The sequence below is a fragment of the Micromonospora sonchi genome, from assembly GCF_014646235.1.
GTDB classification, from domain to species: domain Bacteria; phylum Actinomycetota; class Actinomycetes; order Mycobacteriales; family Micromonosporaceae; genus Micromonospora; species Micromonospora sonchi.
Genome location: NZ_BMNB01000003.1, coordinates 1 through 25,357 on the forward strand (window position 1 = coordinate 1; position 25,357 = coordinate 25,357).

General features: G+C 71.8%; 21 protein-coding genes. 9 read left to right on the forward strand and 12 right to left on the reverse strand.

Annotation, left to right across the window (positions count from 1 at the left end):
* Positions 1-272: 272 nt before the first annotated feature.
* The 3 genes from IEY61_RS03740 to IEY61_RS03750 all read left to right on the forward strand — a co-directional run bounded on the left by IEY61_RS03740 (position 273) and on the right by IEY61_RS03750 (position 3,215).
* Positions 273-1,466, forward strand: a complete 1,194-nt coding sequence (locus tag IEY61_RS03740) for an NAD(P)/FAD-dependent oxidoreductase (RefSeq protein ID WP_189040825.1) — start codon at positions 273-275, stop codon at positions 1,464-1,466.
* Entirely contained in the window at positions 1,463-2,380 is a 918-nt protein-coding gene (locus tag IEY61_RS03745) for an RNA polymerase sigma-70 factor (RefSeq protein WP_189040826.1), read from the forward strand. Before IEY61_RS03740 ends, IEY61_RS03745 begins: the two co-directional genes overlap by 4 nt.
* 163 nt (positions 2,381-2,543) lie before the next feature.
* Complete coding sequence (locus IEY61_RS03750) at positions 2,544-3,215, forward strand: permease prefix domain 1-containing protein (RefSeq protein ID WP_189040827.1); 672 nt, start codon at positions 2,544-2,546, stop codon at positions 3,213-3,215.
* A gap of 10 nt (positions 3,216-3,225) precedes the next feature.
* Here the strand turns inward: IEY61_RS03750 and IEY61_RS03755 are convergent, their stop codons facing one another.
* The gene (locus IEY61_RS03755) at positions 3,226-3,567 is read right to left on the reverse strand and encodes a PadR family transcriptional regulator (RefSeq protein WP_189040828.1); all 342 of its coding nucleotides are present in this window, start codon (positions 3,565-3,567) and stop codon (positions 3,226-3,228) included.
* 113 nt (positions 3,568-3,680) lie between these two features.
* On the opposite strand from IEY61_RS03755, the gene IEY61_RS03760 reads away from it, so the two are divergent.
* The 3 genes from IEY61_RS03760 to IEY61_RS03770 all read left to right on the forward strand — a co-directional run bounded on the left by IEY61_RS03760 (position 3,681) and on the right by IEY61_RS03770 (position 8,528).
* Entirely contained in the window at positions 3,681-4,652 is a 972-nt protein-coding gene (locus tag IEY61_RS03760; RefSeq protein ID WP_189040829.1) for a SatS C-terminal domain-containing protein, read from the forward strand.
* Positions 4,653-4,715: 63 nt separating this feature from the next.
* A complete protein-coding gene (locus tag IEY61_RS03765) occupies positions 4,716-7,184 on the forward strand; it encodes a transposase (protein ID WP_189040830.1) in 2,469 nt (822 codons plus the stop codon).
* 126 nt (positions 7,185-7,310) lie between these two features.
* Positions 7,311-8,528 carry an ABC transporter substrate-binding protein gene (locus IEY61_RS03770; protein ID WP_189040831.1) on the forward strand — a complete coding sequence of 406 codons (1,218 nt, stop codon included), beginning with the start codon at positions 7,311-7,313 and terminating at the stop codon, positions 8,526-8,528.
* 73 nt (positions 8,529-8,601) lie between these two features.
* Here IEY61_RS03770 and IEY61_RS03775 read toward each other — a convergent pair whose 3' ends face one another.
* The 4 genes from IEY61_RS03775 to IEY61_RS03790 form a co-directional block, all read right to left on the reverse strand.
* Positions 8,602-9,195, reverse strand: coding sequence for a GTP-binding protein (locus IEY61_RS03775; RefSeq protein WP_089011241.1), 594 nt, complete (start codon positions 9,193-9,195; stop codon positions 8,602-8,604).
* 1 nt (position 9,196) lies between these two features.
* Complete coding sequence (locus IEY61_RS03780) at positions 9,197-9,574, reverse strand: DUF742 domain-containing protein (RefSeq protein ID WP_189040832.1); 378 nt, start codon at positions 9,572-9,574, stop codon at positions 9,197-9,199.
* 100 nt (positions 9,575-9,674) lie between these two features.
* Positions 9,675-10,079 (reverse strand): roadblock/LC7 domain-containing protein, encoded by a 405-nt coding sequence (locus IEY61_RS03785; protein WP_013283992.1) that lies wholly within the window; start codon positions 10,077-10,079, stop codon positions 9,675-9,677.
* The gene (locus tag IEY61_RS03790; protein WP_189040833.1) at positions 10,076-13,561 is read right to left on the reverse strand and encodes a sensor histidine kinase; all 3,486 of its coding nucleotides are present in this window, start codon (positions 13,559-13,561) and stop codon (positions 10,076-10,078) included. The genes IEY61_RS03785 and IEY61_RS03790 overlap by 4 nt, the downstream gene beginning before the upstream one ends.
* Before the next feature lie 532 nt (positions 13,562-14,093).
* On the opposite strand from IEY61_RS03790, the gene IEY61_RS31010 reads away from it, so the two are divergent.
* The gene (locus tag IEY61_RS31010; RefSeq protein WP_229705667.1) at positions 14,094-14,363 is read left to right on the forward strand and encodes a hypothetical protein; all 270 of its coding nucleotides are present in this window, start codon (positions 14,094-14,096) and stop codon (positions 14,361-14,363) included.
* 34 nt (positions 14,364-14,397) lie between these two features.
* Here IEY61_RS31010 and IEY61_RS03800 read toward each other — a convergent pair whose 3' ends face one another.
* Positions 14,398-15,477: an adenosine deaminase gene (locus IEY61_RS03800; protein WP_189040835.1), complete on the reverse strand. Its 1,080-nt coding sequence runs from the start codon at positions 15,475-15,477 to the stop codon at positions 14,398-14,400.
* A 74-nt stretch (positions 15,478-15,551) separates the two neighbouring features.
* Between IEY61_RS03800 and IEY61_RS03805 the strand changes: the two genes are divergently transcribed.
* Together IEY61_RS03805 and IEY61_RS03810 are read left to right on the forward strand one after the other, a co-directional pair.
* Positions 15,552-16,469, forward strand: a complete 918-nt coding sequence (locus IEY61_RS03805) for a putative RNA methyltransferase (RefSeq protein WP_189040836.1) — start codon at positions 15,552-15,554, stop codon at positions 16,467-16,469.
* Between the two features lie 140 nt (positions 16,470-16,609).
* Positions 16,610-17,968, forward strand: coding sequence for an RNA-guided endonuclease InsQ/TnpB family protein (locus tag IEY61_RS03810; RefSeq protein ID WP_268240621.1), 1,359 nt, complete (start codon positions 16,610-16,612; stop codon positions 17,966-17,968).
* An 11-nt stretch (positions 17,969-17,979) separates the two neighbouring features.
* Here the strand turns inward: IEY61_RS03810 and IEY61_RS03815 are convergent, their stop codons facing one another.
* From IEY61_RS03815 to IEY61_RS03840, 6 genes are all read right to left on the reverse strand, one after another.
* Entirely contained in the window at positions 17,980-18,660 is a 681-nt protein-coding gene (locus tag IEY61_RS03815; RefSeq protein WP_189040838.1) for a DUF4272 domain-containing protein, read from the reverse strand.
* A gap of 108 nt (positions 18,661-18,768) precedes the next feature.
* Complete coding sequence (locus IEY61_RS03820) at positions 18,769-20,049, reverse strand: thymidine phosphorylase (protein ID WP_189040839.1); 1,281 nt, start codon at positions 20,047-20,049, stop codon at positions 18,769-18,771.
* Positions 20,050-20,318: 269 nt separating this feature from the next.
* Positions 20,319-21,020, reverse strand: coding sequence for a cytidine deaminase (locus IEY61_RS03825; RefSeq protein WP_189040840.1), 702 nt, complete (start codon positions 21,018-21,020; stop codon positions 20,319-20,321).
* Between the two features lie 15 nt (positions 21,021-21,035).
* Positions 21,036-22,316 (reverse strand): ABC transporter permease, encoded by a 1,281-nt coding sequence (locus tag IEY61_RS03830; protein ID WP_189040841.1) that lies wholly within the window; start codon positions 22,314-22,316, stop codon positions 21,036-21,038.
* Between the two features lie 3 nt (positions 22,317-22,319).
* The gene (locus tag IEY61_RS03835) at positions 22,320-23,642 is read right to left on the reverse strand and encodes an ABC transporter permease (protein WP_189040842.1); all 1,323 of its coding nucleotides are present in this window, start codon (positions 23,640-23,642) and stop codon (positions 22,320-22,322) included.
* Positions 23,639-25,252 (reverse strand): ABC transporter ATP-binding protein, encoded by a 1,614-nt coding sequence (locus IEY61_RS03840; protein WP_308424549.1) that lies wholly within the window; start codon positions 25,250-25,252, stop codon positions 23,639-23,641. The genes IEY61_RS03835 and IEY61_RS03840 overlap by 4 nt, the downstream gene beginning before the upstream one ends.
* Between the last annotated feature and the right edge of the window lie 105 nt (positions 25,253-25,357).

The window sequence follows — 25,357 nt, forward strand, 5'->3', positions numbered from 1 at the left end:
GGTCCACCAGTGCCCACCGAGACCGGCGACAACACCCCCCGGATCATGCACACGACAGGGGCAGTAAGTCATACCGGCCTCGGTGACCAGCGAGCCCTTGCCTCAGGGCCACGAAAAAGGTAACGGGGGGGACTTCCGGAGCCGGTTGTGGGCGCACCCACTCGTAAGTGACGCAGGTCACATCAGCCGCCGCGTCACGAACGAGAGGGCAGCTTGCGTCTGCTGGTCGTCCGCCCAATGGGGACGACCGACACGGAAGAGACAGCAGAGCGATGAACGCGACAAGAGCACAGCAGCACGAGGTCCTGGTCCTGGGCGCCGGCTACGCCGGGCTTTCCGCCGCGATCCAGCTCGCGGCCCGCACCAGGAAGAGCGGGAACCTGCGAGTGACGCTGGTCAACCCCTACGACACCTTCACCGAGCGGCTCCGACTGCACATGACTGCCACCGGCCAGGAGACGGCCGAGATGAACATCCCGGAGCTGCTGGACGGCACCGGCGCCCGCTTTGTCCGCGGCTGGGTCACCGCCGTTGACGCCGAGGCGAAGACCGTCCGGATCGACGACGACCGGGTCCTGCGCTACGACACCCTGGTCTACGGCCTGGGCAGCATCGCGGACACCGTCGCCGTCGCCGGCGTGGACGACCACGCCTACACCCTCAACAGCCCGGAGGACGCCACCCTCCTCGCCGACCGGCTGACCCGGCTCGACAGCGGGACCGTCGTGGTCGGCGGCAGCGGCCTCACCGGCGTCGAGGCCGCCGCTGAGATCGCCGAGCGGCACCCGGAGCTCCAGGTGGTGCTGCTGGGCCGGCAGGAGCCGGGCGCGAACATGCACCCGAAGGCCAAGGCCTACCTGGGCGCGGCGCTCGCCCGGATCGGCGTGCGGGTGTGCAGCGGCGTCGAGGTGACCAAGGTGCTGCCGGACAGCGTCGAGCTCGCGGATGGCTCCAGCATCCCGGCGGCCGCGGTGCTGTGGACCAGCGGCACCCGTGTCTCGCCGTTGGCTGCCGCCGCGGGCCTGACCGTCGACGAACGCGGCCGCGTCGTCACCGACAGCGCGCTGCGCTCGATCTCCCACCCGGACGTCTACGCCGTGGGCGACGCGGCGGCGATCCGTCAGGGCTACGGCGTGATGCACGGGACCTGCCAGGGCGGCATGCCCACCGGCGTGCATGCGGCCCTCTCGATCCTGCGGGTGCTGGCCGGCGAAGAGCCCAAGCCCTTCCGCTTCGGCTACTACCACACACCCGTCAGCCTCGGCCGGAACGACGCCGTCGTGCAGTTCACCCACCCAGACGACAGCCCGCGCCGGATCGTGTTGACCGGCAAGCGGGCCGCGAAATACAAGGAGGCGGTCACTGCCGCGCCGTGGCCGGCCTTTGCCCGCATGAAGAAAATGCCCGCCTCGGGCGCGTTCTGGCCGCACGGCGGCCGCTACACCCGGATCCGGAGCGCCAAGTGACCCAGCCGCAGCAGGCCGACCCCGACCAGATCGCCTTCCAGCAGTACCGCACCCTGCTCTTCTCCGTCGCCTACCGCATCCTCGGCACCGCCGCCGACGCCGAGGATCTGGTCCAGGACGCCTGGCTCAAGTGGTCGGCGGTTGACCGCTCCCAGGTCGCCGACCCCAAGGCCTATCTGACCCGGATCGTCTCCAACCTAGCGATGGGACGGCTTCGTTCGACCCGCCATCAGCGCGAGACCTACTTCGGGCCATGGCTCCCCGAGCCGATCCTCACCGGCCCGGACACCGCCGACGGCGTCGCCACGGCGGACTCGGTCTCCATGGCCCTGCTGGTGGTCCTGGAGACGCTGAGCCCCCTGGAGCGCGCGGTGTTCGTGCTGAAGGAGGTCTTCGCCTTCAGCTACGCGGAGATCGGGGAGGCGGTGGAACGTTCGGAGTCGGCGGTCCGGCAGGCCGCGCACCGCGCCCGCGAGCACGTCCAGGCCCGCCGGCCCCGTTTCACCGCCGACCGCGCCCGCCAACGCGACGTCACCGAGCGCTTCTTCGCGGCGACGACGGGCGGCGACATCAACACGCTCATGGAGTTGCTCTCCCCGGACGTGACGCTGTGGACCGACGGCGGCGGCAAGGTCCGCCAGGCCATCGAGCCGGTGGTCGGCCTGGAGACCGTGGCCCGTTGGTTCGCCGCGCTCAGCACCGTGACCTATCAGGGCATCGAGCCCGGGCAGATGCGGGCAGAGATCACCTGGATCAACGGCGGCCCGGGCGTGGTCTTCCGCGGCCCGGACCGCGTGGTCGCCACGCTGACCTTCGACTTCGACCCGGAGGGCCGCATCTCGACCATCCACAACGTGGCCAACCCCGACAAGCTCCACGCCGTCGCCGACGGAACTCGGCACGAACTATCGTGAACTGCCCGATCGTTGTCGACGCCCTCCAGAATCCTCGTGCGCGCCCGGGCCCGCTGCGCCAGCACCCCGGGGCACTTCTCACCAAGATCCAGGGCAACCCTGGTGAATCGGCTCAGGGATTCCCCCGGACGCTGGGGCTCGCGCCGCATGGCAGGGTGGACGCATGCCGGTCCGGGATGACGTGTTGGTCGACGAGCATCTGCGGCAGTTGGCTGGCCGACTACGCGGGCCGCGCCGGGTGCGGGCGGATCTGATGACCGAGGCGCGGCACGGGCTGCTCGACGCGGTCGAGGCGTACCGGGATGTTGGTCTGCCCGTTCACGAGGCCGCTCGGCGGGCCGTCACCGACTTCGGTACGCCGGAGCAGCTCGCCCCGGCGTACCAGGCCGAGCTGGCGGTGGCGGCGCTGCGCGGTCTGTCGCTGCGGGTCCTCGCCTTCGCCGGAGCCGCCGCGATCGCCGGCGATCTGACCTGGCAAGGTTCGAGTTGGAGCGAGGGCCCGCCACCGCCCGCCGGCTACCTGCTGGTGTCGCAGTCGGTGGAGTGGATCTGGGCGATGGCGTTCCTGCTCGGCGCGGCCGGTCTGGTGCTGGTGGGAGCGACCGCGCGCTCGTCCCGCCCGGGGCTCACCGTGCTGGCCCACGCGGTGGGTGGCCTGTTGACCGGCACCGCCGTGTTGGGCGCGCTGGCCGCCGCGGTGCTGTTCGGCTGGTCGATCCTGCTCTGGGACGCGGCGCTCACCTGGCCGCCGATGATCGTCGGCATGCTCGCCGCCGGGGCCGCCCATGTCTGGCTGGGCCGGGCGGCGCACACCTGGCTGCTCGCCACCCGCTGAGCACCGTGGATCAGCCCGCCGGCGCGGACGAGGTGCCCGAGTCGAGGAAGCGGGCGACGGTCGCGCTGAACTCGCGCCATCCCGATCGCTGATCGGCCAGCGCGCGTCGGCCCGCGTCGGTCAGCTCGTAGGTGCGTCGCTCACGGCCGTTGACGATGCTCCAGGCGCTGGCCACGTGGCCGGCCCGCTCCAGTCGCCGCAGCGCCGGGTAGACCGTGCCGGTGGCCAGGTCGAGCCGGCCGTCGCTGCGGGTCCGCAACGCCTCGATGATGGCGTAGCCGTGCAGGGCGCCCCGCTCCAGCACGGCGAGCAGCAAGGCGTCGAGGTGTCCGTGCAGCGCCTGGGCGTTCATAAGTAGACAGGCTACCTGTCAAGTGGCGGCGCCGCCACCGGGGCGGAGACCCGTTACCCACCGCAGCCAACTAGGGTATGTGCCCAGAGTCACCCACCGGCACCCCGCCGTGGGTGGGCAGCCCGACGCACACGGAGGTCACCGTGGCCCGCCAGTCGCCTCAACGGCCAGACGCCGACGAGCCAGAGCTCGATGACACGACCGGCCCCGCCGAACCGGACGCCGCCGTGTCGGCCGACGCGGCCCGCGCGCTCTGGGACGAGCTGCGGATCGACCCGGTGGAGATCGCCCTGCCCGCCGGCACCGGTTACACCCTGCGGGCGTACCGGCCGGCCAGCGAGCTGACCCCGACCGATGTGGCCGAACGCGACGCCGACGACCCCTTCCTGGCCCGCCGTCAGGTGGTGGAGGCCGAGGACGACGAGGACGACGAGGTCGTCATCCTCGACGAGGAGGTCGCCCGGGAGTTCGCCGAGAGCGACGACGAGGAGAAGCAGGCCGAGCGCGGCGCGGGCGACGCCGAGAAGGGCGACGCCGAGAAGGGCGACACCGAGGAGGAGGACGACACCGACGAGAAGGCGGCCGACGAGGCCGGCGACGAGGAAGTGCCGGCATTCCTGAGCCACCGGGGGCGCCTGCTGCTGTTCAAGACCCCCGAGTCGCTGGTGAGTTTCGTCCGCTCCGGCGCGCCCAACGATCTGTCTCAGCTGGACAGTTGGAATGAATTGTCCGAACGGGTGGAACCGGCCGACATCGCGCCCCGCGCCGAGGACGTCTACGAGCTCGATCTCGTGGTGGAAAACCTCCGCGGCGGGCACGACAGCTGGGATCCGACGCTGCTCATCGAGGCTGGCGAGGTGGCCCGCGACGTGGCGTACGCGCTGCGCCTGCCCGCCGTGCTCGACATGCTTTCCAGCGGCTCCAGTCTCGACGATCTGGACGAGGCACTGCGGGCCTCGGTCAATGGCGGGATCGGCGGATTCATGGGGCGTCGTCGATTGAAGAAAATCGGGGCACAAACCGCAAGTCTGGGCTGGCGGACCATTGTCGGCAAGATCTCTGCGGTCGTGGACTGGCGCGACTGACCCGCACCAGGGAGCATCAGTCTCTGGCAGAGGTAGCCCTGTGTCCGGGAGGAGGACGACGCCGTGGCGCTCGTGCGCGTGTACTGCGGTCTGGCCTCGGCTGATCCGGCCGACCGATCGGCTCCGGCCGGTTCGGCGCTGACGTCCGCTGTGGTCGACGACGCAGGCCGTCTGCTGAATGTCTGCGAGATCGGCGACGACCCGGCGGGCTACGCCCGGCTGGTCACGCTGCTCGTGGAACGCTCCGGCGGGCCGAGCGGCGCGGCGATAGCCGCCGACAGCGACGACCACAGCGTCACCTCTCTGCTCAGCGCCGCCGGGCGCCCGTTGGCGATCGCCGACGACGACTCGGTCGACGACTTCGCCGAACGGTTCGCCGATGACGACTCGGTCGAGGAGATGCAGTCGCCCCCGGCCGTACGACGGGCCGTGGGCCTGGCCCGCGCGCTACAGGCGGGTGCGCTGTCGGCGGTGACCCTGCCGGCGCCCCGGGACCTCGCCGGCTACAAGCAGGTGCTCGCGGCGCACGCGGCGCTGGCCAGCGGGCGGCACTCCGCCGCGGTGACGCTCCGCGAGGTGCTCCGCGAGCTCTACCCGGCCGCGCTGCGCGCCTACCCCGACCCCGCCGACCTGATTCCGCTGGCCGTGCTGGACGCCCTCCCCGAACCGGGAATGCTCACCGATGCCGCCGGCCGCGGCCGCGACGCCGCGGTCACCGCCGACGCCGTCGCCGCCCAGCTGACGGCCGACGGCCTGGGCGACGCCGACGCGATCGACGAGGCCGTCACCGCACTACGGGTGGCGATCGCCGAGACCCCCCGGCGGTCTGCGGTCAACCGTGCCCTCACCTCCGCCGCCGCCGAGACGATCCGGCAGGCGGTCGCCTCCGTACGCGCCTGTGACGCCGGCTGTCAGGCGCTGGTCGGCGCGCTGCACGCGCGCATGGCCGCGCCGGTGCAACTGCCCGGCCGGCGGACCGTCGACCGGCGTGGTGAGCCGGCCGGTGAACTGTCGACCGCCGGTTCCGGAACCGGCCTACGTGCGGTGCGTCCCACCGGGCCCGAGCCGAGCGGCGGGCGCCGTAGCCGCCCCGAGCCGGTACCGGGAAGCGCGACGCCACCGTCGCCCCGACCGCTGGGTCCGCCGCCGGTGGCACCCGCCCCGGTCACCCCGCCGCCGGTCGCACCCGCTCCGGTGGCGCCGGCCGCGGTCGCCGGCCCGCCCGTCTCGGCGCCCCCGTCGCGACCCGAGCCGCCGCCGTCGCGACCCGAGCCGCCGCCGTCGCGACCCGAGCCGCCCCCGTCGCGGATCGACGGCCCGACCAACCGGCCGATCTCCACGCCACCGCCGCCCCCGCCCGGAATCACCCCGATCGCGCCGGCGCAGCGCGGCTCGGTGCCGCCCGCCGAGGCGGGCGAACCGTTCCGGCCGATCCTCACCACCGCGGCGATCAACAGCGCGCGCGCCGAACGCCAGCGCACCGTCATCCCGCCACGGCCGAAGACGAACGGTGAACCGCCGGCACCGACGGGTGGCTTCAGCGCCACCGACCTGAGCATCCCGATGCCGGCGTCCCGTCCCGGCCAGGAGGAGCCGCCCGCGCCCGGTTCCCGGGCGAACTGGCCGCTGGTCAACAACCCGGAGAGTCCGGCCGACAGTCCGGCGCACGACCCGGCCGTCGGTCCCTACGAGGGCGCCCGGCGGGCCGCCGCCGACCCGCCGGCCGACGACTCCGCCGCCGAGCGCCGGGTGACTCCACCGTGGCTCGCCGACGACCTGCCGCCGGAGCCCCCGGTGTTGCGGCTGGTCGAGCCTGCGCCGCTGGCCGACCGGGCACTGCGCACCGGGGCGGAATCCCAGTTGGACACCCCGCCGCTGCGCCTGGTGGACCGGGAGAACACGGAACGCGGTGACCGGCCGTCCGAACGCCTGGACGTCACGCTGCCGGCCCGCCGGCCGGAGCCGCCGTCCGAACGCCTAGACGTCGCGCTGCCGGCCCGCCGGCCGGAGCCGCCGTCCGAACGCCTGGACGTCGCGCTGCCGGCCCGCCGGCCGGAGCCGCCGGCCGAGCGCCGGCCGCCACCGATCTCCGACGACGGGGACGGCGACCTGCTGATCTTCGCTCAGGCCAGGTCAGCCTGGTTCGTCGGGCACGGCGAGGACACGGATGCGGATCTGGACTGGTCGTCCCTGGCCGACAGCGGCTGGCAGGCCGCCGAGCAGGCGGCCCGCCCGGCGGTGGGCGCCGAGACGACGGCCGGGCTGCCCAAACGCGTGCCGCAGGCCAACCTCGTGCCCGGTTCTCCGCTGCGCGAGGAGCGTCCACTACGCATCGTGCGGGACGCGGCGAGCCTGGCCGAGAACACCACCGGCTACTTCCGCGGCTGGCGCCGGGGACAGGAGATCGGTGGGTTCGCGGTCGGTGGCCGCCCGGGGCGGGAGTCGGCCGGCGGCTGGGACTTCAGCCGGGACACCGGTGACCGTGACGACGATCGGGAGTACGAGTACCGCTCCGCCGGCTACCGCTCCTGACGCCCCCGCACCCCCGTTCACCTGCGTGTTCATGCCCACACCCGGATAATTTGACGCCGGGTCGCTGGGGCCGGGAGCATACCCGCAGAACGGCCGGCGGCAGGTCGCCGGGCGGGAAGGCGAGTCATGGCAACACCGGCAACCGGCCCATCCGTGCTCACCCGGCGGGGGGTTCTCGCCGCTGCTGCGGGCACCCTGCTGTTGGGCGCCTGCGGGCGCGACGGGGAGCCCGAGGCGACCGTCATCCGGGCCACCGGTGGACCCGAACTGGTCATCGGGGCGACCCTGGAGCTGAGCGGCCCCGGAGCCGCCCTGGGGGTGGGCCAGGAGCGGGCGCTGGCCATCAGCCTGGAGGCCGTGAACGCCAAGGGCGTCCCGGTCGGCAATCTCCGCCGGACGGTACGGCTCGAGGTGCTGGACAACCGCAGTGATCCCCGGCTCGCCGCCCGGCAGGCCACCGAACTGGGCCGACGCGGCGACGTGCACGCCCTGCTCGGCGGCACGCTCGCGGAGACCTCGATGTCGGTCATCAAGGTGGCGCAGGAACTGCGGCTGCCGTTCGTGTCGCTGGCGTTCGGCGACGCGATCACGGTCCCCCTGGCCCAGCGGGCCTTCATCTACAAGGTGACCCCGGATGCCGGGGACGTGGCCCGCAGACTGGCTCGGGTGATCGACACCGGAGGGCTGCGCCGGGTCGTGCTGCTGGCCGAGGAGGGGCTGCACGGCGACTCCGGCGTACGCGCCATGACCGGGGCGTTGCGTACCGTCGGGGTGACGCTCGCCGACACGGTACGGCTACCCCGGCCGGAGGACGGCCTCGCGCGGGCCGCTGAAACGGCCGTGGCGGCGCGAACGGACGGCGTGGTGGTATGGGCCACCGCGCCGAACTCCGGCGCCGCCGCACGGGCGCTACGCGGCGCCGGATTCACCGGCCAACTGTTCTTCGACGCCGGGGCGGTCGCCGAGGAGACACTGGAGGACCACAACGTCCCCGCCGTCGAGGGCGCCCACGCCGTCCACCCGGCCTCGTTGGGCGGCTCCACCCTGGCCAACAGCAGCGCCACCGGGCGGGCGTACCGCGAACTCGTCTCGCAGTACATCCGCCGGCACGGCGCCTACAACGGCTTCGCGCCGTACGCCTCGGACGCCCTGCTGCTCATCACCAACGCCGCCAAGCTGGCCAACAGCGTGGACCGGGGCCGGCTGCGGGCCTACCTGCAGAACCAGATCACCGACGGGATGGCCGGGCTCTACTCCTTCACGCCGATCCGGCACAGCGGCATGGAACGCCACTCCCTCGGCGTGTACCGAGTGGACGGTGGCGCCTGGAACCGCCTCAGCTGACCGTGCCGGGGCCATGGACAGCGACCATCGCCCGGTGTCGACACCAGCCGTCACCGGGCGCGGCGCGCGATCGTCAGGCCGGGGCGACGGCGCGGGAGCGACGCATGGTGAGCACGTACTCGACCAGCGAGATCAGCACGTGCTTCGTCGACTCCCGGTTCCGGGCGTCACAGGCCACCACCGGAACGTCGCTGGAGATCGCGAGCGCGTCCCGGACGTCCTGCGGATCGTGGTACTGCATGCCGTCGAAGCAGTTGATGGCCACCAGGTACGGCAGCCGCCGATGCTCGAAGAAGTCGATCGCCGCGAAGCAGTCGGCCAGGCGGCGGGTATCCACCAACACGACCGCGCCGATCGCACCCCGGACCAGTTCATCCCACATGAACCAGAACCGGGTCTGACCCGGCGTACCGAACAGGTACAGGATCAGGTCACGATCGATCGAGATGCGGCCGAAGTCCATGGCCACCGTGGTCGTCGTCTTTCCCGGCACCTGTCGGGTGTCGTCGACGCCGACCCCGGCTGAGGTCATGATGGCCTCGGTCGTCAGCGGCGTGATCTCCGAAACCGAGCCGACCAGAGTCGTCTTGCCGACGCCGAAACCACCGGCAATAACGATCTTCGCCGACGTCACGCGCCCGCTCGGGGTCGGCGGGCGGTGCGACATGTCAGAGCCTGCGAAGTCCACTCAGCACCCTCTCCAGCAGTTCAGTGCCCACCGCGTCGTCCGAGTCGTCCAGGATGGTCGGCTCGTGGACCGCGACCAGGCCGTCCGTCGCCATGTCGGCGATGAGCACCCGGGCCACGCCGAGCGGAAGTTGCATCCGCGCCGCAATTTCAGCGAGCGACTGCACCCGTCCGTCACACAGCGCGGCGATGTACTGGTGTTCACGGCCATGGCCACCGTTGCTTGTGGCAGCGGCCCGACCGCGCACCGTTGTCTCGACGAGCGCCTCCAAGGCGATGTCGAGGCGGGGACGGGTACGACCGCGGGTCACGGCGTATGGACGGACCAGAGCGCCGGTCGGCTCGTCACGATCGGTCATGTCGCCGCTCACCTCCTTCGTACCCCACACCGGATCCCACCGGCGCTACCCGTCGTGTGCAATATTCTCGCCCTGCTCGTCTCACCGGATGGCGCGACGATCAGCCCATCATCCCGACAGCCGTACGTGGCTGCGGAGTCAGGGCGTCGCCCACCCGATCGACGAGCAGGGCCATTTCGTAACCAACCTGCCCGACGTCGCAGCTGCGCGCGGCGAGCACCGCGAAGGACGAGCCGTCCGAAATCGACATCAGGAACAGGAAGCCATTGTCCATCTCGACCACAGTCTGCAGCACCGCGCCACCTTCGAAGCAGCGGGCCGCGCCCTGGGTCAGGCTGACCAGCCCGGATGCGATCGCCGCCAGCTGGTCCGCCCGGTCCCGCGGAAGGTCTCGTGACGACGCCAGAAGCAGGCCGTCCGCGGAGACGGCGACCGCATGTGCGACACCGGGCACCCGATCGGCGAAGTTGGCCAGCAGCCAACCGAGATCCTGCGTAGTAGTCATCCTTCTTGCTCCTTCTGCCCGCTCCCGGCCACCGGGCCTGAGCCAGACTGCGAGGATTGCTGCCCGCCCGAGGTCTCCTCCGGGCCGGTCGGGTTGCTGTCCGAGGAGTGGCTGCTACGCCCTCGCTGGACACCCCGGTGGTAGGCGGAGAGCAGACCGCGCACCGACTCCGGGTTGCGCCGCTGCACCGAGGTGGTCGGCTTGGCCACCGCTCCCGGAACGAGCTGGGCCATCGGCGTACGCTTCGGCAACCCGGTCTGGGTGGTTCCGGCATCCGGCACCTGACTGGCGGCGCTGGCCGCCCGCCAGCCGTCGTCGGCGGCAGTCTGCCACACATTCTCCTGCGGAGCCGAGCGGTACGGCGGCTTGCTCTCGGCGGCGCCCGGTCGGGCTCCACCGCTCGCCGCCGCGTACCCGCCGGACGCCCCCGCGGCCGTCGGAGTCTCTGCCATCGGCTCGTTACCTGTCGTCCCACTCGGGCTCTGCTGTGCGGCCGGTCGACCGGTGGTGTCGACCGCGGAAAGCTGCTGGGTCGCGCCGTTCGCCGTCGGCTGCCGGGCACCCGCCGACTCCTCCGGGCCGGGACGGCGGGTGCGGAACCACGCCGACTCGAGCTCCCGGAAAATCGGCAACTCCATCGTCTCATCCGCGTACCGCTGCCGGTTCTGGGCCTGCGGCATGGCCGGCCGGGCGGGAGCGGGCGGCGGCGCCGCCGGGCGCTGCACCCGCGGCAGCTCGGTGGTCATGTCCAGCGCCGCGGCCAGCCGCTCGGGCGCGGGCGGCGCGGACGGTTCCCCGGCGACCGGTGGCCATGCCGGCGGTGCCGCGGCGTACGTGTTCGCCGGCCCGGCCGTGGGTGCCGCCGAGACGGGCCGCTGCGGCAGGTGGCCACCGGGCGGCGTCGAGACCGGCGAACCCGACATCGGCGCCGCCGAGATCGGGGCGGACGACACGGGCTGGCCGGAGACTGGAGCGGCCGAGTAGGGCGGGGCGGAGTAGGGCGGGGCGGAGTAGGGCGTGCCCGAGACCGGGGGCGCCGACACTGCCGGCGGCGCGTACGGCCCGGCCTCCGGGCTGCTCGGCAGCTGGCGCGGGATGGTCGGCTGCTGGTCGGTGACGGTCGGTTCGTCGGCGGCCCGGCGTTGCGGCAGCGGATCGATCGACTGGCCGTTGGAGTTGCGCGTGGTGAAGCCACTTCCGCTGCTGACCCCGCTGGCGCCGGTCAGGTCCGACCAGGCGGGCAGGTTTCCCGCGCCCGCCACCTGGGCCGGCGTGCCGGAACCGTTGCGGCTGGCCGGGTCGAAGGGCCGGCCGCCCAGGGTCACCTGGTTACCCGAGCCACCGGGACGCTGCGCGGGCGGCGTCGGCGCGGTCGTCCCGCCGCCCAGCGCAGGCGCCGCGCCGAACGCCGGGTTCGGCCCGGATGGCAGCGCCGGCGAGGCAGGCAGCGCGGCGGGATGCTGCCCCCGACCGGTGAGCGCCCGGGGCACCAGCACCGTGGGCGGCAGCGCGACCTCGGCCACCGTGCCCCGGTCGCTGCTGCCCGGACGCAGCTCGACCTTGACGCCGTGCCGGGACGCGAGTCGGGCGACCACGACCAGACCCATCATCCGGGACACCGCGACGTCCACCTGCGGCGGCGTGGCCAGCCGCTCGTTCAGGTCGGCCAACTGCTCGGCACTGATGCCGATGCCCCGGTCCTCCACGTACAGCGAGGCGCGGTCACCGATCCGGCGGGCCTCGACCAGCACCTGCGAGTCCGGCGGCGAGAAGGCGGTGGCGTTGTCGAACAGCTCAGCGACGAGGTGAACCAGGTCGTTGACCGCGTGCGCGGCGACCTCTATGTCCCGGTCGATCACCCCGAACTCGATCCGGGTGTAGTGCTCGACCTCCGACTGACCGGCGCGCAGTACGTCGATCAGCGCGGCCGGCTCCCGCTGCACCCGGGTCGAGTCCGCGCCGGCGAGGACGAGGAGGTTCTCGTCGTTGCGGCGCATCCGGGTGGCGAGGTGGTCCAGCTGGAACAGCTCGGCCAGTCGGTCCGGATCCTCCTCGCCGCGCTCCAGCCGGTCGAGGTGCCCGATCAGCCGGTCGACCAGGATCTGGGAGCGGCGGGCCAGGTTGACGAACATGGTCGCGACGGACGCCCGCAGCGCGGCCTGCTCGGCGGCGGTGCGGACCGCCTCCAGGTGGACGGCGTTGAACGCCTCGGTCACCTGGCCGAACTCGTCCTTGCTGCGCACCGGCAGCGGCTCGGCGATCTGATTGGCCAACTGCACCGGGGAGAGCTGCCCGGTCACCTGCGGGTCACGCAGCCTGGCCACCGCGTGCGGCAGCCCGTACCGGGCGATGGAGAGCGCGCCCTCGCGTAGCTCACGCAGCGAACGGGCCATCGAGCGGGCGACCAGGTAGGCCAGGAAGATGGCCAGCAGCAGCATGGTCAGCAGCAGGCCGGTCTCCAGGAAGACCTGACGCTGCACGCCGGAGCGAAGCTCGCCAGCCTTCGCCACCACGTCCGAGTCGAACTTCTGCTCGACCGTCCGGATCAGCTCGCCGTTCGCCACCAACGCCGCGTCCCACTGCTCCGGCCGGAAGGAGACGCCGGAGAGGTTCTCGGAGGTGTCGGCGTTGACCTGACTGATGTAGATGGTGGCCTGCCGGCGGTCACCGCCGCCGATGGTCTGGGCGTGGAACTCCGACTCCGCTTCGGTGGCCACCGCGTTGAAGCTCTGCTGTGCCTGTTGCTGGCCGGTCTCGCTGGAGATGTAGTCGGTCCGCAGGGTGGCGCTCATGCCGCCTTGGATCAGGGCGCGGTGCACCACCACCCGGCGGATGGAGAGCCACTCCTTCTCCCGGGACACGGCGGCAGCGGTCCGCATCCGGTCGCTGAGTTCGCTGTCACCGGCGAGCTGGCTGGCCGAGTCCCGGACGGCGAGCAGTTGGTTGATCAGTTCGTCGTACGACTGCAGCGCGTCGGTGATCTTGAACTTGCCGTTCAACACCTGGCTACGGGTGCCCGGCAGGTCACCGAGGCGCTCGTTGATCTGGTTGAGCAACGCATCCAGGCTGTCGGGCAGGTCGCTCAACTCACCCCGCTGCCGCGAGTAGGGGGCCTTGGCCTCGTCCACCCGCGCCGCCACCTCGCCGTAGAGGGCGGAATAACGCTTCTTCTCCGCCGGCTCGGCCCGACCCGGCTGCGGCGTCACACCGAGCAGCAACACGGCCGCGGTCCGCTCGTCCTGGAGGCCGTCCACCAGCTTGCCGGAGTGCCCGACGAGTTCAGCGAGATCACCGGCCCGGTTGGCGTTGCCCAGCGATTCCAGGTGATCGATCAGGCCGCTGGTGCCCACGACAACCGTGGCGATGGTCGGCACGATCATGATGAGACCGAGCTTGGACCAGATCGGCATGTCGCGGAGCCGACCAGCCGGCCGGCGCAGACGCGACAGGAAAGAGCCCGCCGTCTTCGGCCGTTTGCTCACGTCACCGCCCTCGTGATTGCAGCGTCCGCGTTGCCTCGGGCAACGCCCAGCGGCCGACCCGGCGGGGTCGGACCATCCGAGATTCCATCACGCCGTCCCGGAAAGAGAAAGCCCAGGTTGTCCCCAACCGGAGGTGTGATGAGATGTTGATGCAATTTGCTCGCGGTCCGTCTGTCCGGAGTCACTGAACGTTATGGAATCCCCTCGCCGAGTCGTGTTACTTGCCGGTCCCTCCGGCTCCGGAAAGTCGTACATAGCTCAACAAACAGGGTTACCCGTCCTTTGCCTGGACGATTTTTACAAGAACGGCAATGACCCAACGTTACCGCGACGGAACGGTCAGATCGACTGGGAGTCGCCCGGTTCGTGGGATGCGGCTACTGCTGTCGAGGTCATTACGCGACTTGTCCGGCACGGCCGGGCAGAAGTACCGGTCTATGCGATCAACGAGGATCGGCGGGTCGCCAACCGACTGTTCGAACTGGCCGACTCGCCACTCTTTGTCGCCGAAGGGATATTTGCCGCCGAGATTGTGGAGGAATGCCGGCGTCGGGGCCTGCTCGCCGGGGCGTACGCGCTGCGGCGACCGCGCGGCGCGACCTTTCTCCGCCGGCTGGCCCGCGACCTCGCCGAGCAGCGTAAGGGGCCCGGGGTCCTGCTCCGCCGTGGCCTGACCCTGTTGCGCACGGAACCGGCGGTGCTGCGTCGGCAGACCGGCCTGGGCGCCGAGGCGGCCCGTGGCCGGGACGTGCTGCGCCAGGTGGCGGGCCTGCTCGCCGCCGGGCATCCGCACGCCCGCTGAGCTCAGTCGCCCGCTCGCCGCGGCCCGGTCGCCCTCACACCAGCAGCTTCGCGTACGCGGGCTTGATCACCTCGTCGATGATCCGCAGCCGCTGGTCGAACGGGATGAAGGCGCTCTTCATCGCGTTGATGGTGAACCACTGCACCTCGCGCCAGCCGTAGCCGAACGCCTCACAGAGCAGGGCCATCTCCCGGGAGACCGAGGTGCCGCTCATCAGCCGGTTGTCGGTGTTGACGGTGACCCGGAAGCGCAGGTCGCGCAGCAGGCCGATGGGGTGTTCGGCGATCGAGGCGGCGGCACCGGTCTGCACGTTGGACGACGGGCAGAGTTCCAACGGGATCCGCTTGTCCCGCACGTACGCCGCCAACCGGCCGAGCACCGGCTCGGGTCCGGGTGTGATGTCGTCGACGATGCGTACCCCGTGGCCGAGGCGGTCGGCCCCGCACCACTGGATCGCCTGCCAGATGGAGGGCAGCCCGAACGCCTCGCCGGCGTGGATGGTGAAGTGGAAGTTCTCCCGCTGGAGGTACTCGAAGGCATCCAGGTGCCGGGTGGGCGGGAAGCCCGCCTCCGCACCCGCGATGTCGAAGCCCACCACGCCGTGGTCGCGGTGCCGCACGGCCAACTCGGCGATCTCCTGTGACCGGGCCGCGTGCCGCATCGCGGTGAGCAGCGTGCCGACCCGGATCGGGGTACCGACCTCGGCGGCGAGCGCGCTGCCCTCCACGAAGCCGGCCAGCACCGCTTCGACCACCTCGTCCAGGGTCAGGTTCCGCTCCAGGTGCTGCTCCGGGGCGAACCGCACCTCGGCGTAGACCACCCCGTCGGCAGCCAGGTCCAGGGCGCACTCGCGGGCCACCCGGCGCAACGCGGAGGCGGTCTGCATCACGGCGACCGTGTGCGCGAACGTCTCCAGGTAGCGCTCCAGCGAGCCGGAGTCGGCCGCCGCCACGAACCATCGGCCCAGCGCCACCGGATCGGTGGTGGGCAGCTCGTGACCGACCTCGGCGGCCAGGTCGACGATCGTCGCGGGTCGCAGGCCGCCGTCCAGGTGGTCGTGCAGCAGCGCCTTGGGCGCCTTGACGATGTCCTCGTAGCGGATCCTCGCGACCATGACCAGACCCTAGTCCGCGGCGGTGCACTCGGTACGCTCGGGCACGTGGAATCGGCCTGCGACCTGCTGCGGTGATGGATCGTCGAGTCGTCGACCGGCTGCGCTGCCCGGTCTGCGTCGAGCCCCTGGCCGAGATCACCGCCGGTGCGAGCCGGGCGCTGGGCTGCCCGCGCCGGCACAGTTTCGACATCGCCCGGCAGGGTTACGTCAACCTGCTCGCCGGCCGCGCCCCGCACGGCGGGGACACCGCCGAAATGGTCGCCGCCCGAGCGGACTTCCTGGCCGCCGGCCACTACGACATCATCTCCGCCGCGCTCGCCGACGCCGCCCGCAGCGTCCTACCCGTCGACGCACGAGGTGGAGTGGTTGACGACGAGAGGCACGGCGACACCCGGAGGCACGGCGGCCCCGCTGGGGCGTACCCGCTGGTGGTGGAGGCCGGCGCGGGCACCGGCTGGCACCTCGCGGCGGTGCTGGCGGCGCTGCCAGGCGCGGCCGGTCTCGCCCTGGACGTGTCCAAGCCGGCGTTGCGTCGGGCCGCGCGGATCCACCCGCGCGTCACCGCGGCGCTGGCCGACACCTGGCAGCGGTTGCCGCTGGCGGACGCCTCGGCGGCGCTGCTGCTGAACGTCTTCGCGCCCCGCAACGGTGCCGAGTTCCACCGGATCCTGCACCCGGGCGGCCGGCTGCTGGTGGTGACCCCGGCCGCCGACCACCTCACCGAACTGGTCGACGCCCTCGATCTGCTGCGGGTCGACCCGGCCAAGGCGGACCGGGTCGCGGCCAGCCTCGGCGGGCACTTCACCGAGGAGTCGGCCACCGTGCACCGGCAGGAGCTGATCCTCTCCGGTGCGGAGGTGACCACCCTCGTCGGCATGGGCCCGAGCGCCTGGCACGCCGACCCGGCGGGACTGGGCGCCCGGCTCGCCCAGCTGGGCGAGCCGGTCCGGGTGACCATGGCGGTACGCCTCGACGTCCACCGCCCACGCTAGTGCGGTGTCCATGAACGTTCGCCGGGTTGGGCCGATGCGGCAAATTGTCGTACCCGTGGTGTTGGGTGTGGTCCGTGCCTCGTCGTCGGAATCCTGCCGCTGCTCGGGTCGTTTATCGCACGGCGCGTGTCGCTCTGCGGGTGACGGTTGGGCAGCGGCGGCGGTGTTTTGGGCTGCTGCGTTCGGCGGGTGACGTGTGGGCGTGCGTGTTGGAGATCAACGCGTGGCGGCGGCGCCGTGACGACACACCGTTGACCGGTTATCAGGAGTTGTGTCGGGAGTTGTCGGGGTCGGGGCCGGGCACGTTCGGTGAGTTGGACAGCACGGGTGCCCGGTCGGTGTTGCGGCGGTTTTCGGATGCGTGGTTCGCGGCGGCGAAACGCCGTAAGGACGGTGACCTGTCGGCGCGGTTCCCACGGCGCCGCCGTGGGTTGGTGCCGGTGCGCTGGTACCACGGCACATTCAGCATTGAGGGACGTCGGGTGCGGATCCCGATGGCTCAGGGTGCCCGGCCGTTGTGGGTGCGGTTGGCGCGAAAGATGCCGTACCCGGTGGAGCAGGTCCGATCGGTCACGCTGTTGTGTGAGGGCAGTCGGCTGTTCCTGGACGTGACCGCCGAGGTTCCGGTGACAACCTATCCGCCCGGTGAAGGGCCGGATCCGGCCCGGGTGGCCGGGGTGGATCTCGGGATCATCCACCCCTACGCCGTCGCCAGCCCCGACGGGGAAGGGCTGTTGGTGTCGGGGCGGGCGATCCGCGCCGAGCACCGCATGCACCTGGCCGACACCAAAGCCCGCCGCCGCGCCGTCTCACGGCGGGCCCCGACACCGGGCCAGCGGGGTTCGCGGCGGTGGCGCAAGTACCGGCGACGGGCCCGGCTGGTCGAAGGCCGACACAAGCGGCGGGTCCGGCAGGCCCAGCACGAAGCCGCCGCAGCGGTGGTGTCCTGGGCGGTGCAGCAGCGAATCGGTGTGCTCAAGGTCGGGAACCCACGCGGCGTGTTGGACATCGACGCGGGGCGGCGGCACAACCTGCGGCTACGGCAGTGGCAGATCGGCCGCCTCATGCAAGTCCTGGAAGACAAGGCCACACTGGCGGGTATCACCGTTGATCCCGTTAACGAACGGGGCACCTCCTCCACCTGCCCTGCTTGCCGGCGGCGGGTACCCAAGCCGCGTGGGCGGACCCTGACCTGCCCGCACTGCCAATTCTCTGGGCACCGCGACCTGGTCGCGGCTGCCATCATCGCCACCCGCACCCCGGGCGGCGGACCCACCACCCCCACCGCACCTGCTGTGGTGCCGGAGGTGGTCACGCACCGTCGAGCCGGCCGACACCTCCCCGGTGCCGGCCAGTCCCGGCGTGATCCCCGCCGCCCACACCGGGCAGCGAGCGGATCAGTTGGCCCGCGGAGGCCCGCCCCACCACCGAGCGGTGGGGAGTCGCTCGCCCAACGGCGAGGATCCACAACAGCGCACCGGAAACCCGGCAAACGTTAGTGGACACCGCACTAGGTGGAGAGGTCGACCTCTTCCCAGCCGGGCGGCTCGTCATGGTACGGCCCGCGCAGGATCACCGCCCACTCCAGCGCCCACCGGCGCTGCCCGATCGCGTTCGCGTCCACCAGACCGGGTAGCGTCCGTCCCGAGCGGTCCACCTCCAGGTACGCCCAGTCCAGGCAGTAGTGCAGGTCGAGCAGGGCGGCGGCATCCGCTGGGTGTTGCGGCGCGGCCAGGATCCGCGAGCGCCACTGCCGGAAGGTCTCCCCCTCGGCGAAGTTGGGCAGGCGCTCGACCAGCCGCTCGTCCACCGGCATGGTGGGGTCCAGTTGCTTGGCCAGGCCGAGCACCCAGGCCAGCGAGAACAGCGCGTCATGGTGCAGGACGAAGGAGCGGTGGTCGCCCTTGGCGCCGGTGACGAACTGGAACTCCGGCGGGGTGACCATCTCCACCAGGTGCGAGGCGAGCAGCCAACTCATCGCCGCCTGGGGCGGCATCCCGAAGCACCGGGCCAGGATGAGGTGCAGCACTGCAATCCGGGCCTCGATCTCCCCGGTGGGTCGCAGCTCGATCCGGTCGCCGGGTTCCCAGACCAGCGGGAACTGCGGCGGCGGCAACGGCAGACGCAGCCGGGACAGTTCCTCCAGGCTCGCCTCACGCACTTCCCGAGGATCGGGGGCGGGAACGATCACGGCAACATCCCTGTCTGCTCACGACGGCGCAGGCGCCGCCTGTCCCCCATGGCCTGCGAGAGTAGTCGTCCGGTCGGCTCGGCACCATGGGGTCCGACCAGGGTCTCGTCACTCGACGCGTTCGATCACCAACGGCAGCGGCGCCGGCGGACGCTCCGCGAGGGTGACCGCCCGAGCCGCCTCCGCCAGAGCCGACGGGAACTTCTCCGGTTGTTCGGCGCGCAACTCGTAGAGCGGCTCCCCGGCCCTGACCGGGTCACCGGGACGCTTGTGCAGCACCACGCCGGCGGAAACGCTGACCGGGTCCTCCTTGCGCGCCCGTCCCGCGCCGAGCCGCCACGCGGCCACCCCCATGGCGTACGCGTCGACCGCCGCGACGTATCCGTCCCGGTCGGCGCGTACCACCTCGACCTCGTTCGCCTCGGGCATCGGCGCGTCCGGGTCACCGCCCTGTGCCCGGATCATCGACCGCCAGACGTCCATCGCCCGCCCGTCGCGCAGCGCGGCGGCGGGGTCGGCGTCGGGCAACCCGGCCACGTCGAGCATCTCCCGGGCCAGTGCCAGGGTCAGCTCCACCACGTCGGCGGGACCGCCACCGGCCAGCACCTCGACGGACTCGGTGACCTCCACCCCGTTGCCGATGGCCCGGCCGAGCGGGGCCGACATGTCGGTGAGCAGGGCGACGGTCCGCACGCGGTGCGCGCCGCCCAGCTCTACCATGGTCCGGGCCAGCTCGCGGGCGTCGTCGACCGATTTCATGAACGCGCCGGAGCCGACCTTCACGTCGAGCACCAGCGCACCGGTGCCCTCGGCGATCTTCTTGCTCATGATCGAGCTGGCGATCAGCGGAATCGCCTCGACGGTGCCGGTGACGTCGCGCAGCGCGTACAACTTGCGGTCGGCCGGGGCGAGCCCGGACCCGGCGGCGCAGATCACCGCGCCGATGTCGCGCAGCTGGGCGGCGAACTCCTCGTTGCTCAGCGCGGCGCGCCAGCCCGGGATCGACTCCAACTTGTCCAGCGTGCCGCCGGTGTGCCCGAGCCCGCGCCCGGACAGCTGCGGAACCGCCGCGCCGCAGGCGGCCACCAGCGGGGTGAGCGGCAGGGTGATCTTGTCACCGACGCCGCCGGTCGAGTGCTTGTCCACGGTCGGCCGAGGCACGGACGACAGGTCGAGCCGCTCGCCGCTGGCGATCATGGCGGCCGTCCACCGGGCGATCTCCGCCCCGGTCATCCCGTTCAGCAGGATCGCCATGGCCAGCGCCGACATCTGCTCGTCGGCCACCGCCCCCCGGGTGTACGCGTCCACCACCCAGTCGATCTGCGCGTCCGACAACACCCCCCCGTCCCGCTTCACCCGAATGACATCAACCGCAGTAAAAGCACTCACCCTTGAGTCCCATCAGTATTCAAGTCGACCGTCATCCCACACCGACCCACCGCCGGAGCTACGACGTCATGCGTTCCGCGACCGTGCCGCCCGAGCTGACCCGGGGCCGCTTCAGCACGCACGGACCGCGCCCACGACGGGCCGGGGCCTGCCGTGCCCGGCGCAGGGATCAAGCCTGACCGCCCGGAGCCGGGTACGGCAGGCCCCGGCCCCAACCGCAACCACCGGGTACGGCAGGCCCCGGCCCCAGCCGCAACCACCGCGCAAGCTCAACCCCAACGAACCGGTATCTCCGCAGGCGGCTCACCCTCACCGGCCCAGAAGATGGTGCCGGACGGATCCACCACCACCACCCGGGGCGTACGCGCCAGCCCCCAGGTGATCGCCTCGGCCGGATCGTTCCAACTCGGCCCTTCCTCCAGCACCCCGGTCTCGGCGCCCGCGTCGTCGCCGGCCGAGCGTTCCCAGTAGGCCGTCCAGACCTGCTGTCCCGCCGACAGGTCGGCGTGCACGAAGACGGTGCCGCGTCCGCGCCAGGCGGCCAGCCGGTCGGGCACCACCGGCACCGGCTGCTCGCCGGTGACCGCCTCGAGGTCGGCCACGTCGAAGGCGTGCGGCAGCAGCTCGGCCATCCGTAGCGGGCCGCCCCTGGCCTCGACGAGGCACTCCGGCCCGCCCTGCTCCCAGAGCAGCTGCCGGCAGCGCCCGCACGGCATCAGCGGCTCGCCGGTGGCGTCCACGCAGGAGAGCGCGACGATCCGGCCCCCGCCGGTGGCGTGCAGCGAGGAGACCACCCCGCACTCGGCGCAGAGCACCACGCCGTACGCGGCGTTCTCGACGTTGCAGCCGACCACGATCCGTCCGTCGTCGACCAGCGCCGCCGCTCCCACCGGGAACTTCGAGTACGGCACGTACGCGTGCCGCATCACCTCGATGGCCGCGGCCCGCAACCGCTCCCAGTCGATCTCCATGGTTCGCTCCCTGGATCAGCCCTTGATGTACGGCTTGCCGTCGGCGGCCGGTGCCCGGACCCGTCCGACCAGCCCGGCCACTGCCAGGATCGTCGCCAGGTACGGCAGCATGGCCAGGAACTGGCCGGGGATGATGCTGTTGATCGCCCCCAGGTAGGTGGCCAACTGGTCGGCGAAGCCGAAGAAGAGCGCGGCGAGCAGCGCCCCGGTCGGGCTCCACCGGCCGAAGATCAGCGCGGCCAGGGCGATGAAGCCCTTACCACCGATCATGTTCTTGGTGAACGAGAAGAGCGCCAGCGTGTACGAGGCGCCGCCGATGCCGGCGACCGCGCCGGCCATGATCACGTTGCGGTAGCGCAGCCCGAGAACCTTCACGCCCAGGGTGTCCGCCGCCGTGGGGTGCTCGCCGACCGACCGGGTCCGCAGCCCCCAGCGGGTCCGGAACAGCCCGATGTGGATCACGAGCACCAGCAGCAGGGCGAGGTAGAGGAAGATGTTGCCCCGGAACAGCGCCGGCCCCAGCACCGGGATGTCCGACAGCAGCGGGATCTCCCAGTTGCTGAAGCGGGGCGCGCTGTTGTAGCGCGCGGCGTCGGTCTGCATCAGCCGCTCGTAGAGGAAGCCGGTGATACCCAGCGCCAGCAGGTTCAGCACGATGCCCATGACCACCTGGTCGACCAGGTACCGGATGGAGAAGACGGCCAGCAGCAGCGAGATGAACGACCCACCGACCGCGGCGGCGACCAGGCCCACCCAGACGCTGCCGGAGATGCTGCCGAAGAGCGCACCGCTGAACGCGCCCATCAGCAACTGTCCCTCGATGGCCACGTTCACCACGCCGGAACGCTCACAGAGCACTCCGGCCAGCGCGCCGAAGATCAGCGGCAGGGCGAGCAGGAAGGTGCCCCGCACGATGTTGACCAGCGGCATGAAGTTCTGCCCGGTCGGGGCGTCGGAGACCTGCCAGCACAGGAACGACAGCACGAAGCCGACCAGGCCCACCGCGAGCAGCGGGATGAACCAGCGCTTCGGCAATCCGGCCAGCATCGCGCCACCGGCGGCGAGGGTGAGCAGGCCGAAGAGAATCGCGCCGAAGGTGCCGTTGATCTCCAGCGCCGCCCCGGCGGCGTCCTCGCTGAACGTGAAGCGGGCCGGCTCGTCGGTGGCGAGCGCGCCGAACAGCACCGTGGCCAGCAGGCCGAGCGCCACCAGCACCAGACCGACCTTGCGGGTCCGGGTCCAGAAACCCTCGTCGACGGGTGCGACCGCAACGTCGGGAACAGCCGTGGTGGACATGCCTCACCAGCCCTTCGCGAGGCTCGTCTGCAGCCGGGCGGCCCGCGCCGCCCGGAGCTGGAAGATCGCCTTCACCAGGGCCGGCGCGGCGATGAAGATGACGATGAGCGCCTGGAGCACGGTGACCAGTTCCAGCGAGATGCTCGAGTACGACTGCATCCGGTTGCCGCCGGCCTGCAACGCGCCGAAGAGCAGCGCGGCCAGCGCCACGCCCCACGGTTTCACCCGGCCCAGCAGGGCGACCAGGATGCCGTCGAAGCCGATCTGGGCGACCACCAGCGGGGTCAGTGCGGCGGCGGTGGTGCCCAGCACCATCTGCGAGCCGCCGAGCCCGGCCAGGGCCCCGGCGAAGACCATGATCAGGACGTACGTCCGGGTGACGCTGATGCCCGCGGTCCGGGCGGCGTCCGGGTTGGCACCCACCGCCCGCAGCTCGAAGCCGAGCGTGGAGCGGTTGAGCAGCCAGGCGACCGCCCCGGTGGCCAGCACCGCGAGGAAGATGCCGGTGTGCGCCCGCAGCGGTTCGTCGAACAGTCGGGGCAGCTGGGCGGAGGCGTCCACCGGCCGGCTGATCGCGTCGGTCCGCCTCGTGTCCTGCACCCCGTTCTGCACGATCAGCCAGGTCAGGAAGTAGACCGCGATGTAGTTGAGCATGATCGTGTTGATCACCTCGTGGGCGCCGGTGCGCGCCTTGAGGATGCCGGGGATGAAGCCCCAGACGGCCCCACCGACGGCACCTGCCAGCACCGCGACCAGCAGGTGCAGCCCGGGCGGCAGCGGCAGCAGGAAACCGGCCAGCGCGGCCAGGATGACGCCCATGGTGGCCTGCCCCTGGGCGCCGATGTTGAACAGGCCGCCGCGGAAGGCCAGCGCCACCGACAGGCCGGTGAAGACCAGCGGCGCGGTGTAGGTGAGCGTCTCCGAGATCGGGCTCAGCGCGGCGGTGACGGTGGTCGCGCCCGGGTCGAAGACGGAACCCTTGAACAGGTTGGCGTACGCCTCGCTGACCAGCCCCCAGCTGGCGCCGAGCGCGTCCGTCGGGCGGGCGGTGAAGTAGGCGTAGGTGGCCAGCACGTCCGGATCAGAGATGATCATCAGGACGGCGCCGACGACCATCGCGAGGACCAGTGACAGCAGGGTCACGGTGAACGTGTTGGCGGCCCAGAGGTTCTCCAGGAACAGTCGCCCCAGCGTGGGGCGTTCCGGGAGTGCCGTGGGGGTGCTGGCCAGCTGCGCGCGTTCGGTGTCGCCGAGCGCGGTCCGGGCCGCCTGCTCCTCGCTCGCCGGCTCCTTGTCCGGGGAGCCCGGCTGGGGGTGGGTGGTCATGCCTTCTCGTCCTCGCTACCTGGACCATCGGGGGCCGGTGCCTCGCCGTCGCCGGTGGCCGGCACGTCACGGTCGGGGGTGATGCCCGCCATCAGCAGGCCGATCTCCTCGCGCGGGGTGTCCGGGCCGACGATGCCGATGATCCGCCCGCGGTACATCACCGCGATCCGGTCGGCCAGCCCGATCACCTCGTCGAGTTCGCTGGAGACCACCAGCACGGCGGTGCCGATGTCGCGCTCGTGGATGACCTGGCTGTGGATGAACTCGATCGAGCCGACGTCCACCCCTCGGGTGGGCTGGGCGGCGATGAAGAGCTTCAGCGGCCGGGACAGCTCCCGGGCCACGATCACCTTCTGCTGGTTGCCGCCGGAGAGGGTGCCGACCGGCGCCTGCGCCGACGAGGTGCGTACGTCGAACTGCTCGATCCGCTCGGCCGCCGATTTGGTGATCGCGTCCGGCCGCAGCGACAGCCCTCGACCGAAGGGCGGCCGGTCGTAGATGTCGAGCACCAGGTTCTCCGCGACGGAGAACTCCTTGACCAGGCCGTCCACGCTGCGGTCCTCGGGCACGTAGCCGACGCCCGCCCGGAGCACCTTCTTGGTCGACCAGCCGTCGATCGGGCGGCCTTCGAGGGCGATCGTGCCGGCAAGCACCGGGCGCAGCCCCATGATCGCCTCGATCAGTTCGGTCTGGCCGTTGCCCTGCACGCCCGCGATGCCGAGCACCTCGCCCGCGCGTACGGTCAGGTCGACGCCGTCCACCGCGCGGCACTGCCGTTCGTCGTCGACGACCAGGCCGGAGATTTCCAGGACCGGCTCGCCCGGGGTGGCGGGGGCCTTGTCCACGGTGAGCCGGACGGTACGGCCGACCATCAGCGCGGCCAACTCGTCGCGGCTGGCCTCCGGCGACGCGGTGCCCACGGTCCTGCCGCGCCGGATCACCGTGATCCGGTCGGCGATCGCCTTGACCTCGCCGAGCTTGTGGGTGATGAAGACGATCGACTTGCCGGCGGCCTTGAGCGACCGCATCACGATCAGCAGGTCCTCGGTCTCCTGCGGGGTGAGCACCGCCGTGGGTTCGTCCAGGATGAGCAGGTCGACGTCGCGGGTGAGCGCCTTGACGATCTCCACCCGCTGCTGGACGCCGACCGGCAGGTCCTCGATCACCGCGTCCGGGTCGACCCGCAGGTTGTACCGCTGCGACACCTCGGCGACCTCGCGCCGGGCCCGGCGACGGTCCAGGAAGCCGGCGACGCCGCCGCGCACCTGCTCAGCGCCGAGCATGACGTTCTCGGTGACGGTGAAGACCGGTACGAGCATGAAGTGCTGGTGCACCATGCCGATGCCGGCCGCGATCGCGTCGGAGGGGCCGCGCAGCTTCAGCGGCTTCCCGTCGACCAGGATCTCGCCCTCGTCGGGTTGGTAGAGCCCGTAGAGCACGTTCATCAGGGTCGACTTGCCGGCGCCGTTCTCGCCGAGCAGGGCGTGGATCTCTCCAGGCTCCACCGTCAGGTCGATGTGGTCGTTGGCGACCAGATCACCGAACCGCTTGGTGATGCCGCGCAGTTCGAGTCTCAGCGCAACCTCCCGGGGTGCGAAGCGATGGTGCAGCGTAGCCGCTGGAGAGCTGGTCGCGGCAGGGCCGGCGACCGGTGGCGCGGACCGGCCGCTCCGGCACGGTGGGCGTCCCCCGCGCCGGAACGGCCGGATCGATCT